Source organism: Corynebacterium mendelii, from assembly GCF_017307055.1.
GTDB classification, from domain to species: Bacteria; Actinomycetota; Actinomycetes; order Mycobacteriales; family Mycobacteriaceae; genus Corynebacterium; species Corynebacterium mendelii.
The window spans coordinates 16,715-30,984 of sequence record NZ_JAFLEQ010000005.1 but is presented as its reverse complement, the minus strand read 5'-3'; the positions used below and the strand labels follow the sequence as shown (position 1 = coordinate 30,984).

The 14,270-nt window shown below is 65.8% G+C and carries 13 protein-coding genes; 10 read left to right on the top strand and 3 right to left on the bottom strand.

Annotated elements, in window-relative coordinates:
• Positions 1 to 49 precede the first annotated feature (49 nt).
• Both glgX and JZY06_RS03110 read right to left on the bottom strand, forming a co-directional pair.
• Positions 50 to 2,359 carry a glycogen debranching protein GlgX gene (glgX, locus tag JZY06_RS03115; RefSeq protein WP_207118364.1) on the bottom strand — a complete coding sequence of 770 codons (2,310 nt, stop codon included), beginning with the start codon at positions 2,357 to 2,359 and terminating at the stop codon, positions 50 to 52.
• A gap of 33 nt (positions 2,360 to 2,392) precedes the next feature.
• The gene (locus JZY06_RS03110) at positions 2,393 to 3,007 is read right to left on the bottom strand and encodes a TetR/AcrR family transcriptional regulator (protein ID WP_207118363.1); all 615 of its coding nucleotides are present in this window, start codon (positions 3,005 to 3,007) and stop codon (positions 2,393 to 2,395) included.
• A 311-nt stretch (positions 3,008 to 3,318) separates the two neighbouring features.
• Here JZY06_RS03110 and JZY06_RS03105 point away from each other — a divergent pair, with 311 nt between their 5' ends.
• From JZY06_RS03105 to JZY06_RS03090, 4 genes are all read left to right on the top strand, one after another.
• Complete coding sequence (locus tag JZY06_RS03105) at positions 3,319 to 4,014, top strand: hypothetical protein (RefSeq protein ID WP_207118362.1); 696 nt, start codon at positions 3,319 to 3,321, stop codon at positions 4,012 to 4,014.
• A gap of 361 nt (positions 4,015 to 4,375) precedes the next feature.
• A complete protein-coding gene (gene bioB, locus JZY06_RS03100) occupies positions 4,376 to 5,413 on the top strand; it encodes a biotin synthase BioB (RefSeq protein ID WP_207118361.1) in 1,038 nt (345 codons plus the stop codon).
• A gap of 76 nt (positions 5,414 to 5,489) precedes the next feature.
• Positions 5,490 to 5,750 (top strand): biotin synthase auxiliary protein BsaP, encoded by a 261-nt coding sequence (gene bsaP, locus JZY06_RS03095; protein ID WP_207118360.1) that lies wholly within the window; start codon positions 5,490 to 5,492, stop codon positions 5,748 to 5,750.
• A 75-nt stretch (positions 5,751 to 5,825) separates the two neighbouring features.
• A complete protein-coding gene (locus JZY06_RS03090) occupies positions 5,826 to 6,512 on the top strand; it encodes a hypothetical protein (protein WP_207118359.1) in 687 nt (228 codons plus the stop codon).
• Between the two features lie 44 nt (positions 6,513 to 6,556).
• Here the strand turns inward: JZY06_RS03090 and JZY06_RS03085 are convergent, their stop codons facing one another.
• Positions 6,557 to 7,531: a YbjN domain-containing protein gene (locus JZY06_RS03085; protein ID WP_207118358.1), complete on the bottom strand. Its 975-nt coding sequence runs from the start codon at positions 7,529 to 7,531 to the stop codon at positions 6,557 to 6,559.
• Positions 7,532 to 8,010: 479 nt separating this feature from the next.
• Here JZY06_RS03085 and hisD point away from each other — a divergent pair, with 479 nt between their 5' ends.
• From hisD to JZY06_RS03055, 6 genes are all read left to right on the top strand, one after another.
• Positions 8,011 to 9,339 carry a histidinol dehydrogenase gene (gene hisD / locus JZY06_RS03080; RefSeq protein WP_207118357.1) on the top strand — a complete coding sequence of 443 codons (1,329 nt, stop codon included), beginning with the start codon at positions 8,011 to 8,013 and terminating at the stop codon, positions 9,337 to 9,339.
• Positions 9,340 to 9,440: 101 nt separating this feature from the next.
• Positions 9,441 to 10,595 carry a histidinol-phosphate transaminase gene (locus JZY06_RS03075; protein ID WP_207118356.1) on the top strand — a complete coding sequence of 385 codons (1,155 nt, stop codon included), beginning with the start codon at positions 9,441 to 9,443 and terminating at the stop codon, positions 10,593 to 10,595.
• Positions 10,596 to 10,858: 263 nt separating this feature from the next.
• Positions 10,859 to 11,482: an imidazoleglycerol-phosphate dehydratase HisB gene (hisB, locus tag JZY06_RS03070; protein WP_207118355.1), complete on the top strand. Its 624-nt coding sequence runs from the start codon at positions 10,859 to 10,861 to the stop codon at positions 11,480 to 11,482.
• Positions 11,483 to 11,722 carry a hypothetical protein gene (locus tag JZY06_RS03065; protein WP_207118414.1) on the top strand — a complete coding sequence of 80 codons (240 nt, stop codon included), beginning with the start codon at positions 11,483 to 11,485 and terminating at the stop codon, positions 11,720 to 11,722.
• 79 nt (positions 11,723 to 11,801) lie between these two features.
• The gene (locus JZY06_RS03060) at positions 11,802 to 13,463 is read left to right on the top strand and encodes an MFS transporter (RefSeq protein ID WP_330617059.1); all 1,662 of its coding nucleotides are present in this window, start codon (positions 11,802 to 11,804) and stop codon (positions 13,461 to 13,463) included.
• Between the two features lie 129 nt (positions 13,464 to 13,592).
• Positions 13,593 to 14,243: a 3'-5' exonuclease gene (locus JZY06_RS03055; RefSeq protein ID WP_207118354.1), complete on the top strand. Its 651-nt coding sequence runs from the start codon at positions 13,593 to 13,595 to the stop codon at positions 14,241 to 14,243.
• Positions 14,244 to 14,270: the final 27 nt, after the last annotated feature.

Sequence of the window (14,270 nt, the reverse complement as noted above, 5' to 3'; positions counted from 1 at the left end):
GCCACGGCGGGCGGGGGTGGTGCGTGCCCGCCGTGGGGAAACAGGTGTGTTACTCGTATTCCTTTTTCGTCTCCGGGTCGTAGACGTCATAGACCGTGTCATCGGCCGGGGTGTCGTCGTCGCTTTCGGGGACCTCGTCGGGGGCATCGACCGCGGTGGAATGCTGTGTGCCCTCCGGTTCGGCGGCGGCGGACTCGTCGTCGGTGATCGGCGGGTCCAGCTGCTTGAGGATCATTGTCGCCCGGCCGGGGACCTCGATGTGGCCGCCGTCTTCGATGATTTCCTCGGTCAGCGGGTAGCCGGTTTCTTCCGTGGTGTCGACGATCAGTCGCCAGCGGCGGCCGAAACGCTTGTCCGGGAGAGTGAAATTGATCGAATCCCAGTGGGCGTTGAAACACATGATGAAGGAATCATCGGTGACCCGCTGCCCGCGCTCGTCGCATTCGGTGATCGCATTACCGTTCAGGTACACCATCAACGATTTACCGAAGGTGAAATCCCAGTCGGACTGGGTCATCAACTTGCCGGAGGGCACCAGCCAGGCGATGTCGCGTTTGACGTCGTCCTCGCCCAGCGGGCCGCCGGCGAAAAAGCGCCTGCGGCGGAACACCGGGTGGTTGGCGCGGATGCGCAGCAGCCGTTTGGTGAAGTTGATCAGGGTGGAGTTTTCCTCCTCCTGGTCCCAGTCGATCCAGGAGATTTCCGAATCCTGGCAGTAGACGTTGTTGTTGCCGTGCTGGGTGCGGGCCATCTCGTCGCCGTGGGCGATCATCGGGGTGCCCTGGGAAAGCAGCAGCGTGGTCAGGAAGTTGCGGCGCTGCTGGGCCCGCAGCTGCGCGATCTTGGGATCATCGGTGGGGCCTTCCTCACCGCAGTTCCACGACCGGTTGTGCGATTCACCGTCCCGGTTGTCCTCACCGTTGGCCTCATTGTGTTTCTCGTTGTAGGAGACCAGGTCGTTGAGGGTGAAACCGTCGTGGGCGGTGACGAAGTTGATCGAGGCGGTGGGGCGGCGGCCGTTGGCGGCGTACAGATCCGACGAGCCGGTCAACCGGGAGGCGAACTCGCCCAGGGTGGCCGGTTCACCGCGCCAGAAATCACGCACGGTGTCGCGGTATTTGCCGTTCCATTCCGTCCAGATCGGCGGGAAATTACCGACCTGGTAGCCGCCCTCGCCGATATCCCACGGCTCGGCGATCAATTTCACCTGGCTGACAACCGGATCCTGCTGCACCAGGTCGAAGAAGGCACTGAGCCGGTCAACATCGTGGAGTTCGCGGGCCAGGGTGGAGGCCAAATCGAAACGAAAACCGTCGACGTGCATCTCCGAGACCCAGTAGCGCAGCGAATCCATGATCAGCTGCAGGGTGTGCGGGTGGCGCACATTCAGGCTGTTGCCGCAGCCGGTGTAATCCATGTAGTGGCGCTCATCACCGGCCACCAGGCGGTAGTAGGCGGCATTGTCGATACCGCGGAACGCGATCGTCGGGCCGTTGTGGTTGCCTTCGGCGGTGTGGTTGTAGACCACATCCAAAATGACTTCGATGCCGGCTTCGTGGAAGGTGCGCACCATGCCCTTGAATTCGCTGACCCCGCCGCCGGGCTTGTCCGAGGACGCGTAGTCGTGGTGGGGGGCGAGGAAACCGAAGGTGTTGTAGCCCCAGTAGTTGCGCAGACCCAGCTCGCGCAGGCGGTCATCCTGCAGGAACTGGTGCACCGGCATCAACTCGATGGCGGTGACGCCCAGATCTTTCAGGTAGTCGATGATCACCGGGTGGGCAAGGCCCGCATAAGTGCCGCGGAGTTTTTCCGGGATTTCCGGATGCGTCATCGTCATGCCCTTGACGTGCGCTTCGTAGATCACCGTCTTGTCGTAGGGGATTTTCGGCGCGCGGTCATTGGCCCAGTCGAAAAACGGGTTGATGACCACGGACGTCATGGTGTGGCCCAGCGAGTTTTCGGTGTTGCGGGCGGAGCGGTCGCCGGGATTGTTGATGTCGTAGGAAAACAGCGACGGGTGCCCGTCGAACTCGCCGTCGAAGGCCTTCGCGTACGGGTCGACCAGGAGCTTGTTCGGGTCGCAGCGGTGGCCGCGGTCCGGGTCGTAGGGGCCGTAGACACGGTAGCCGTAGCGCTGGCCGGGAGTGATCCCGGGAATGTAGCAGTGCCAGGTGTGCGCATCGACCTCTTCGAGGTTGATGCGGGTTTCGTTGTTGTTCTCGTCGATCAGGCAGAGCTCAACTTTTTCGGCCACATCAGAGAAAATGGCGAAATTGGTGCCGGCCCCGTCATAGGTCGAGCCGAGCGGATATGCATCGCCCGGCCACACTTGGGGAACGTCAACGGGTTTGGTAGTCATGGGTAGTCACCTTAGCGGTTAGGGTGTGATCAATCACATTGCCGTGGCCGACAGGCCCGCAAGAATAATCGCGGTGCCGTCGGCGAAGCGGCGGGACGCTGTGCGGCGGATATCGTCGATGGTTTCCTCCGGACTGCCGGTGGCCTGCGCCAACTGGATCTGGGCCTGTTCGTGGCTGATGGCGCCGAGGAAAAAATGCACCAGCGTGGCGCCGCCGGTATCCGGATCGGCGGCCGAGGGAACAGAGCGCCCCACAGCCAGGGCGAAAGCCCGCCGCAAACTGTCGCGCAGCGCCGGATCAGCCATCCCGGCCAACACCAGCTCCGCGCCGTCGCGGTGGCTGAGAAGCTCCCGGCGCAGCACGTGCGCCAACTGCTCGACTCCCGCGGAAGCGGTGGGGCCGCAACCGTCACCGGCTGGTGGTGGCCCCGGCTGGTCTGCACCAATCCCGGCACAGTCCAGCACCGGTGCCAGCACCGCCTGGGCCACCGCCAGGATCAGTGCCTGTTTGGAAGGAAAATGCCAGTACAGTGCCCCGGGGGCCACACCAAGCTGTTTGGCCAGCCGGCGCATGGTCATATCCGCCAGCCCGTAGGTGTCGAGAATGTCCACGGCGGTGTCGGTGATGGTGTTGCGGGTCAACTGCACAAATCTCCACCCTAGCGTGGATAAAGCCGCTGCGGCGGGCAACGGGTGGGCCGGGGCGGGCGCAAAGGGCGGGAAAACCACGGGCCGGGGTGTTTTTCCCGCCGGTACGACACCTGGCCGGGGAGTGGGAAACCGCCCGGGGCGGGCAGGTTCCGCCCCCGCGGGCGGGGAAGGACCGAAAAGCACTAGAATCGCCGGAACACGATGCTGTCGGCCCGCCGATGGTGCTGCCGGGCATGCTCCGGTGGTGCCGTTGTGCGGCTGTGCCGGTACAGCATCACCCATCAGACGACAACCAGGAGTTACACCCCATGCGCATATTCACCGCCCGGACCACGGCACTGCTGGCGGCAGGTCTTTGTCTGCCGCTGGGGTTGGCCGCCTGCGGCAGCGACGACGGGGATGCCGCCGATCAGACCACCACCGCCACGGCGACATCGACCACCACGTCGTCGACCACGGACACCACCACAGCCACCACCTCCGTGAAAGCGGAACAGACAAGCCAGGCAGCGGAGGAAACCAGCGCCCCAGCCGCCCCGGAGGAGGATCCGGCCACCCCGTCCGCCGACGCGGAAGCCTCCGCGCAGGCCCAGGCCCTGCAGGAGGAACTGGACAGGCTCAAAACCGAAATCCCGACCGTCACCGAAGGCAAACCCGCCGATGACGAGGTCAAGCAGCAGCTGATGGAGCTGGAGCGAAACGTCAACTCCCTGGATCCGAACCTGGATATCCTGCAGTTTTTCTGCAAAAAAGACCGCAGCGCCCCCGACACCGGCCAGGTGGTCGACTACCGCAGGCAGATGCTGACCGTGCTGCAGCAGACCGGCCAGCAGATTCCCTCCCCCCAGGTGGACATCACTGATCTGAAGGTCGACGAGTCCGGCAAGAAAGCATCCGGCACCGTGCACCTGTCGATCAACCTGCCCGGCGCCCAGCCGCAGTCCACCCCGCAGGGCTTCGTCCTCGAAGACGGCCAGTGGAAGGTGTGCACCCTCGACGGCTAGTACCTGACTCACACACAGGCCGGGTGTTTTTTTAAAAAAACACCCGGCCTTGTCTGTGTGCTGCTGTGTGGCACAGGGCGAAACACCGCCTGTTTTTTCTTCCCGCCCGCCCGTCCCCGGGGGATGGCGGGGGAGAGGGGGAGCACCCCAGACCGGGTGGGGTGCGCCACCAAAAGACCGTTGTCATCTCCCGCGTGGCCGCCCGCCCGAGAAAGTGGGGGTAAAGCATTGTTTGAACGATGTTCAACTGTGCCGCTAAGCTGTGGGGAAAACAACAGCCCGCACCTGTTGGGCCGTGGCGGGGGTGGTGCACCCCCACGCGGCCGGGGCCGCGGCTTTTGACACCAACCGAGGAGAATCCATGACCCAGGCGACAACCGGGACCACGACGACAGCTGAAGCGGAAAACGACATTCTCCAGCGCGCCCGCGCCACTGTCCTGGATAAGGGGCAGGGGCTGGGCAAAGACGAAATCATGGAGGTTCTCCGCCTTCCCGATGAGCGGATCAAAGATCTGCTGGCCCTGGCGCACGAAGTGCGGCTGAAATGGTGCGGCGACGAAGTGGAGATGGAAGGCATCATCTCCCTGAAAACCGGCGGCTGCCCGGAAGACTGCCACTTCTGCTCCCAGTCGGGGCTGTTCCAGTCCCCGGTGCGCAATGCCTGGCTGGATATTCCCGCCCTGGTGGATGCCGCCAAGCAGACCGCGAAAACCGGCGCCACCGAATTCTGCATCGTCGCCGCGGTCAAAGGCCCCGACGAGCGGCTGATGGACCAGTTGATTGACGCGGTCAACACCATCCAGTCGGAGGTCGACATCAATGTCGCGGCCTCTGTCGGTATTTTGACCCGGGAGCAGGTTGACCGGCTGGCGAAAGCCGGGGTGCACCGCTACAACCACAACCTGGAAACCGCCCGCTCCTATTTCCCGAATGTGGTGACCACCCACAGCTGGGAGACCCGCCGGGATACGTTGAAAATGGTCAAGGACGCGGGCATGGAAGTGTGCTGCGGCGGGATCCTCGGGATGGGCGAAACCCTCGAGCAGCGCGCCGAATTCGCCTCCGAACTGGCGGAACTTGATCCGCATGAGGTTCCGATGAACTTCCTGGATCCGCGGCCGGGCACCCCGTTCGCCGACATGGAGGTCATGGACACCAAAGATGCGCTGCGCTGCATCGGGGCTTTCCGCCTGGCGCTGCCGCGCACCATTTTGCGTTTCGCCGGCGGCCGGGAACTGACCCTCGGTGACATCGGAACAGAAGAAGGTCTGCTCGGCGGCATCAACGCGATTATCGTGGGTAACTACCTCACCACCCTGGGCCGTCCCCAGGAGCAGGATATGGATATGGTCGGCAAGCTGCGGCTTCCGATCAAAGCACTCAACACCACCGTCTAGCACGGCACCTGCGGCCGTCGCCGTTATCCCGGTGTCCCAGCCCACCACACAACAACAAAACTCGGATCGAGTCTGGATGCGGAAGAAAACTACCTCCGATGAGCTGCTTTTGGCCATGGTGACCGGTGCGGATCCGGTGTACCACCCGAATACGGGCCAGCGGATCAGCGACGGGGAGACAATCACCCTGTCGCCGTCGGCCCGGGCCGGGCTGGAAGCACCGCGTTTCTGCCAGCTGTGCGGGCGCCGTATGGTGGTGCAGATCCGCCCCGACGGCTGGGAGGCCTACTGCTCCCGGCACGGCACAGTTGATTCGTCCTATCTGGACAGGCGTTAGCCCAACCGGACGGCGGGCCGTGTGCGGTGGCTTTGCCCACCCGGCGCCGCGGACCGGTTTGTTAGGTTTATGGCCGTGAACAATCAACCCCAGCCCGCCGGATACCGGCGCGACAACCTGGCGGTGGCCACTGTGCTGGTCGCCACCCTGGCGATCAGTGCCGCCGCCGGGACAGTGATCGGGTGGGTGCGGCCCACCCTGACTGTCACCGGTGCCGACGGAGGGCTGGCCATTGTCGGCGACGGGGTGTCCTCGCCGGGGTTTACCGCGGTCGCCATGGTCACCATCGCCTCGCTGGTGGTCGCCATGTGCGCGGTGGCCACCGTGTGGAACCACACCCGGATCCGTCCCGTGATACTGGGATGGGCGGCGTTTTTCGGTTTCGCCTCCGAAGTGGTCACCGCCGAACTGGCCTGGTGGACCGCCGAGAAACTCCACCCGATTCCGGCCACCGGCCCCCCGGAGGGCATTCACGCACACGTCGTCGCCCCCTTCAGTCTGGGGCTGGGATCGTGGTTTCTGGTACCGGCGCTGGCCGCCGCCTTCTACTGGTCGCTGGCCCTGGTGGCCGGTGATTCGAAACGGGTCCGGGCAGCCCTCGGCGACACCCCGGCCGGGGCACAGGCCACTGCTGCCGCCACCACCACCGGCTCCGGGAACAAAGAGACAGGACACCCGCTTCCCGCCGGATCCGCGGGGGCGTTGGCGCACAATCCGGACCACCGCACGGCACCCGAGGGGCCCGGCCGCGGATCCGGCTGACCGCGGGGTGCCGGCCCCGCGGCCCTGTCCGGCAGGGGATGGTGTCACCGGCCGGTCAGCTCGTGGCGGAGTCGTCCGGTGGCGGACACAAGCGCCAGATTCGCCGCCTCAAGGGACATGTCCAGCTGCCCGTCGGTCAGTCCCGCGGCCGCGGGCACCATGTATTCCATGCCCACACCCAGATGTGAGCGTCCCGCCCTGACACTGGTGCGGGTGGACAAACGGTGCTCGTTGACCGTGTTGCAGCACATGGCCACCCGCAGGAAATCCCGGTTCGGATCCCCGCCGAGACGCCAGGAGGTGGCGAACACCACCACCGGCCCCCGGTCCAGGTAGACGGCGGCCGACAAAGCTTTCAGCCGGTACATGATCAGCTCCCGGCCGGTGCCGCCGGAAACAGTCCAGCTGATCTGCCGCCGGGACAGCGCGGCACCGATCCGCGGCAGATCCACCGGGTGCGGGAGGCCGCCCGGATTGGTGTCCCGGCCCCCCACCGGCGGCGGGTGGCCGCCGGTGGCGATTCCGGCGATGGACGGTGGTTTCTCCCCCAGCAGCGCCGTGTCGTTTTTGATGCGGGCGGACTGCTCCGGGGGAGAGGCGATCTCGGGGAAAAAGCCGGCCGCATCGGTGACAGCGGCATCCGCGGTCACCAGGGCGGTGTGCATGAAATCATCCGCCTGTGCGGTGCTGATGCCGCAGCCGACCGGCAGTGTCGAGCGCATCGACAACCCCACCCCGGTGTCGTCGAAGGTGACAACCAGTGTCGGGGTGATCCGCCGGGCATTCCACTGGCTGGCGAACAGGTGCATTTCCGCCGCCCGGCTGTGGTCGACAGTGACCCTGAGCCTGCCGGCCACCACGGCAGTCGGGGTGATCGACTGCTCGACGAAAGCGACCATGACATGCCAGGGCGCCGGAAACACCACATGGGTGCCGCCGTCAAGACCACCGAATCCCACCCGCTGCGCGGCCGCCAGAAGAAGCTGGGGGCTGGCCTGGTGCAGCATGCTATCGCCCATCGGGGGCACACTCCTGGTTACGGGTGGGGGACAGGAAGACATTTGCCAACCGCACCGGACTGCCGGTCGGCGGGGACACGGGGTGGGCAACAAACACCACCGCGGGTGCACCGGCCGGTGAATCACCGGTCGGCTGGGGTGGTGTGCCCCATTATTGCGCACCCGCCGGCTGCCGGGCCGTCGGCCGTACCACGGTCCACGCCACCCCGGGTGGATGACCGGCTGTGCCGGGCGGGCGTTGGCCACCCGCCGCCCCGTCAGGGCCAGCCGGGTACAGTAACCGGTGGGACAACCCTGCCCGGGCGGGCGTTGGCGCTGGTGTCGACGGCCGCCGGATTTTTTTCGTGGCATATCCCGTGGTATCGAGAATTTTTTCCGGCACGCGGCCACGTTTTCCAGATTTTCCCCTGACACCACCCGCTTTGCCTTCTGTGGGGCGGGCCGAAACCCAAGGCAGCTGACTTTCCACCACCATGACCATGCTCCGTATCACTGATCTTCGTTCCACCACCCCGACCGTGAGTTTCCTGCGCCGTGCGCTGCCGCGCGGCGGCACCGATGTCGACTCGGTCATGGACACCGTCCGCCCCCTGGTCGAGGATGTCCGCGCCCGCGGCAAACAGGCGGCCTGCGAGTACGGCCAGAAATTCGACGGTGTCACCCCGGACAGTGTCCGGGTGCCGCAGGCCGTCATCGATCAGGCGCTCGACGAGCTGGATCCGGCGGTCACTGCCGCGCTGGTGGAATCCATCGACCGGGTGCGCCGGGTGCATGCGGCGCAAAAACCGTCCGGGAAGACCACCGAGCTTGCCACCGGTGCGCGGGTGACCGAAAAATTCATTCCCGTCGCCCGGGTGGGCCTGTACGTGCCCGGCGGGCAGGCGGTCTACCCGTCGTCGGTGGTGATGAATGTGGTGCCCGCCCAGGAAGCGGGGGTGGACTCCCTGGTGGTGGCGTCCCCGCCGCAGAAGGATTTCGGCGGCTGGCCGCACCCGACGATTCTGGCGGCCTGCAAACTGCTCGGGGTGACAGAGGTGTGGGCCACCGGCGGTGGGCAGGCGATCGCTCTTTTGGCCTACGGGGATGAAGACTGCGACGAACACCTTGAACCGGTGGACATGATCACCGGGCCGGGCAATATTTTCGTCACCGCCGCCAAACGGCTGTGCCGGGCGGTCGTCGGCATCGACGCGGAAGCCGGCCCCACCGAGATCGCCATCCTGGCCGACGGCACCGCCGACCCGGTGCAGGTGGCCTACGACCTGATCAGCCAGGCCGAACACGATGTGATGGCCGCCTCCGTGTTGATCACCGACTCTGTGAGCCTGGCCGAGGAAGTCGACCGGGAAGTGGCGCGGCGCTACTCGGTGACCCTCAACCACGACCGGGTCCACCAGGCCTTGACCGGAAAGCAGTCCGGCATTGTGCTGGTCGACGACATGGAGATGGGCGTCACCGTCGCCGACGCCTACGCGGCCGAGCACCTGGAAATCCATACCGCCGACCCGCGGGCCACGGCCGAGAAAATCAGCAACGCCGGGGCGATTTTCGTCGGTGCGTTCTCCCCGGTTCCGCTGGGTGACTATTCGGCCGGGTCGAACCATGTGCTGCCGACCTCCGGGTCGGCCCGCTACTGCTCGGGGCTGAGCACCCACACCTTCCTCAAGGCCGTCAATCTCATCGACTACGACGAGACGGCGCTCAAAGACATCGCCCCGACGGTGATCGCCCTGGCCGATGCGGAAGCCCTTCCCGCCCACGGGGAAGCCATCAAAGCCCGCTTCGAGCAGCTGCGCACCAGCGACTGACCATCCGGTGGCATCCACCGTTGCCCACGACAACCACACACTCCCGCCGGGTGGTGCACACCCGGCACGCAACACAGAAAACCCCACTGACTTTTACCGCCATGACTCAACCATCCCGCAGTGACGCCCTTGCCAGCCGTACCCGGCTCGATCAGCTGCCGCTGAAAGACAGCCTGGTCGGATCGGCGCCCTACGGCGCCCCGCAGCTGCATGTGACCAACCAGCTCAACACCAACGAAAACCCCTACCCGCCCTCACCGGCGCTGGTGGCTGACCTGGCTGAGTCGGTGACCGAACTGGCCACCGACCTCAACCGCTACCCGGAGCGCGACTGCGTGGAGCTGCGCCGGGCGTTGGCCGACTACATCACGGCCCAGACCGGGGTGGGGGTTACCGCGGCGAATCTGTGGGCCGCCAACGGGTCCAACGAGGTGCTGCAGCAGCTGCTGCAGGCCTTCGCCGGGCCGGGCAGAAAAGCCCTCGGGTTCACCCCCAGCTATTCGATGCACCCGATTTTGTCTGCCGGCACCGACACCGAGTTCGTCACCTGCCCGCGCGATCACAAAGACGGCTTCCGCATCAATCCGGCGACAGCTGTCGCCGCCATCAACGACCACCAGCCGGCGGTGGTGTTTGTCACCACCCCGAACAACCCCACCGGCTGCGTCACCGACCGGGACACCCTGACCGCCATCCTGGATGCCGCGCCGGGCATTGTCATTGTCGACGAGGCCTACCAGGAATTCGCCTCCACCGAATCGGCGGTGGCGCTGATCGAGCAGTATCCGGCGAAACTGGTGGTCTCCCGGACGATGAGCAAAGCCTTCGACTACGCCGGCGGGCGGCTGGGCTATTTCGTCGCCGCCCCCGCGTTTGTGGAAGCCGTGATGCTGGTGCGGCTGCCCTACCATCTGTCGGCGCTGTCGCAGGCCGCGGCCCTGGCTGCGCTGCGCCACAGCGGCGACACCCTGGCCACGGTCGCGACACTGGCCGCTGAACGCGAGCGGGTGCGCGAGGCCCTTTTGGCCATGGGCTACACGGTGGCCCCCAGCCAGGCGAATTTCCTGTTTTTCGGCCCCTTCGCCGATAACGCCGACATCTGGAAGCGTTTCCTTGACCGGGATGTGCTGATCAGGGATGTCGGGGTGGACGGGTGGCTGCGCACCACCATCGGCCTGCCGCGGGAAAACGACGCCCTGCTCGCCGCGGCCGGGGCCATTGCCGCGGAAATCGGCCTGGAAAACACCGGCAACTGATCCTCACCCGGGCACCCCGCCCATCCATCCGGGGGCCGGCGGCGGCGATAGGGGCCACAAACCCTTATGGTGCAGCTACCATCATGGGCAGACCGCCCACACCGGCCGCCGGGTATGACCGCGACGCCTCCCGGCCCGCCGGGGGATACGTGGTGGTCGGCGCTGCGGCGGCAGCGGCGTTGTCCGCCCGGTTGCCCGCACGCATGCTTTTTTCTCCTTCCTGTCCATTGACCCACAGCCAGCGAAAGCCCCGATTTAAACCCATGACTCAGCCTTCCCCGACCACCGGCCACCGAACCGGCCACATCCACCGTGCCACCAAAGAATCGGATATTTCCGTCACCATTGACCTGGACGGCGACGGCACGGTTGACATCGACACCGGTCTGCCGTTTTTCGACCACATGCTCACCGCATTCGGCACCCACGGCTGCTTCGGGCTGACCGTGCACGCCGACGGCGACACCCCGGTGGACGCCCACCACACCGTCGAAGACACCGCCATTGTGCTCGGGCAGGCGTTCCGGCAGGCCCTGGGGGACAAAAAAGGCATCCGCCGTTTCGGTTCCTGCCAGCTGCCGATGGATGAAACACTGGCCGAAGCGGTCGTCGATGTTTCCGGCAGGCCCTATTTCGTTCACCGCGGGGAACCGGAATCGATGGACACGATGATCATCGGCGGGCACTACGCCACCGTGATCAACCGGCATTTTTTCGAGTCCTTCGCCTTCCACTCCCAGATCGCCCTGCACCTGATCGTCCACTACGGCCGCGACCCGCACCACATCACCGAAGCCGAATACAAGGCGGTTGCCCGGGCGCTGCGGCAGGCCACCGAATCCGATCCGCGGGTGGCCGGGGTGCCCTCCACCAAAGGGGTGCTGTAAGTGGTCGCGGCACAGGCGGCCGATCTCGTTGTTGCCGCAGGGCTTGTCGCCGCCCGCGGTGAAGCCGACGGTTCGGATAACTGGCTGATCTATCTGTTGTTCATCGTCGCCGGTTTTCTGGTCGGCGGCGCCTGGGCGGCCTGGCAGGCCCGCAACCGGCTGTGGACGGTGATCACCGCCGCGCTGGCGGTGGTGGCCTGCGGGATTGCCCTGAACTGGTTGATCGGTGAGATGACCTAGCCCGGCCCCGGGCCGGGCGTTGCACATTGTTCCAATCCGAGAGTTTTTCTTTTTGATCCCATTAAGGGGGCGGTTTCCCGTGGCTTTTAAAAAACGTTCAGCAGACCAGTCGGTGTGGGCCACCCCCGGGCTGGTGAAAACCCTGTTCGCGGTGGCTTCCGCCTTCGGCAGCTGGTCGCTGCTTCTGCCGGTGGTTCCGCTGGCGGTGATCACCGCCGGTGGCTCGGACACCCTGGCCGGTGGCACCACCGCGGCTTTCATGGCCGCCACCGTCATCACCCAGTGGTTCACCCCGGGCCTGGTCAGGCGTTTCGGCTACATCAACGTCATGATGGCGTCGGCGTTTGTGCTGGGTTTCCCCAGCTTTTTGTACGCGGTGTCGGTGGCGACGGTTCCGGTGCTGGTGATTTCGGCGGTGCGCGGTATCGGTTTCGGCGCGATCTGTGTCGCCCAGGCCGCGCTGATCGCCGAGCTGGTGGAGCCGAAATTTCTCGGGAAAGCTTCCGGCATGCTGGGATTCACCATCGGCCTGGTGCAGATGATTGTGCTGCCGATCGGGCTGTATCTGGCCGAAAACGTCTCCTTTACCGTCACCTACATTCTGGCGACGGTGATTGCGGTGGCCGCCACAGGTGTGTGCTGGTCCCTGCCGAAAGTCTCCCCGGCGCCGAAAGCGGATCCGTCGGCCGCCGGGGCCGGTGGCCTGCCGCCGGTGGCAACCTGGAAACTGATCACCGTGCCGGCGATTACCGTCGGTACTTTCGCCATGGGCTACGGCGCGGTCAGTTCTTTTCTGCCGGCCGCCATCAAAGACATCTCCCCGGCGGACGGGGCGGTGATCTCCGGGCTGGTGTTGGGGGTGGCCGCCGGTTCCCAGATGATCTGCCGCTATGCCGCCGGGCTTGTCGCCGACCGGGCCGGTGAAGCCGGGAAAACCACTCTCCCGGCCATGGCGTGCGGTGTCGCGGCCCTGGCCTGGACCACCCTGGTGCTGTTCGCCGGCTGGTCGCCGTGGCTGCTGCTGGTTGCCGCGGTGCTGTTCGGTGCCGGTTTCGGCGCCGCCCAAAACGAAGCGCTGCTGATGATGTTCGCCCGTCTGCCGCGCAGTCGGGTCACCGATGCTTCCGCCCTGTGGAACATGGCCTACGACGGCGGCACCGGTGTGGGCGCGGTGCTGTTGGGTGTGGTCGCCGGGGCAGCCGCCTACTCGGGTGCTTTCGGTACCGCGGCGGGAATCATCGCTTTCGGTCTGCTGGTGGTGTGGGCCGATAAAGCCATCGGCCGGCACCGGATCGCCGAACGCAACAACACCCGGGCGACGCTCAGGCGTATCCCGGTGGCCCGCAAGACCTACCACGGTGCCAAGGCCGCCGCCCGGGTGTCGATGAAACCGGTGCATGCCGCGGAAAACCTGGCGAAAAAAGCCCCCCGGCCGCATCTGCCGGTGGGCCGCGCAAAACTGACCACCCTCGATGTTTCCGGCGGGCAGGACAGCGCCGGCCCGCAACAGATGTCGGCGGAGGAACGCCGGGCACAGAAAGCCCGCTCCAAGCAGGCGGCGCTGGAACGCAAACGGGCGAAAAAACAGGAAAAACGGCAGCGCAAAAACACCCAGAAATCAGGCTCCGGTCTGCTGCGCCCGCAGCGCGACGCCGCCCGCCGGGCGGCCGGCCGCTCGGGGCGGGTGGAGAAAAAATTCGCCCGCCAGCAGCTGGCCGACGACGACGCCGCGGCCAACTGAGCGGAAGGCAAACCTGCGTGACGCTGTCCCTGCATGGCACCGGCACACTGTCTCATGCGTCCCGTCCCGATCGGTGGTCCCGGATGGCACCGACGTTGTAACTTTTTTCCCGAGGAGTGTGTGAGCGCCGTGACTGCCAGAGAAATTCCCGCGGCCGGTTTCGCCGTGGTGGATGTGGAAACCACCGGCCTGGATGCCGCCACCGACCGCATCATCGAGATCGGCTGCGCGATCACCGATGCCGCGGGGCGGGTGGAAAAAACCTGGCACAGCCTGATCAACCCGGGTATTGCCATCGGCAACAGCGACATCCACGGCATCACCGACGCTTTTGTGGCCCACGCCCCCTGTTTCAGCGAGGTCGCGGGTTTTGTGGCGCATCTTCTCAACGGCAGGATCGCGGTGATGCACAACGCCGCGTTCGACCGGGCGTTTTTGTCCGCCGCCTACCTGCGGGACAATGTGCGGCTTCCCGACCAGCCGTGGTCGCTGTGCACCCTGGACTATTCCCGGAAATTGTGGCCCCGCAAGCGGCATTCGCTGACCGCCTGCATCAGCTACATCGGCATCGACAACCCGCGCCACCATGCGGCGGTCAATGATGCGGTGGCCACCGCCGGGCTGCTGCGGCACTATCTCACCCATACCCCGCTGACACTGGATGGTCTGGTGGCCCTGGATTTCAGCCGGGCGGCACGCCCGGGCAATCCGGTGGCCGGATGGTTGGCCGCCCCGCCGCCGGATCCGGCGGTGCCGCGCCCGCTCACGCCCGCCGGGTAGCCGACGGTGCGGGCCGGTTTTGTAGGA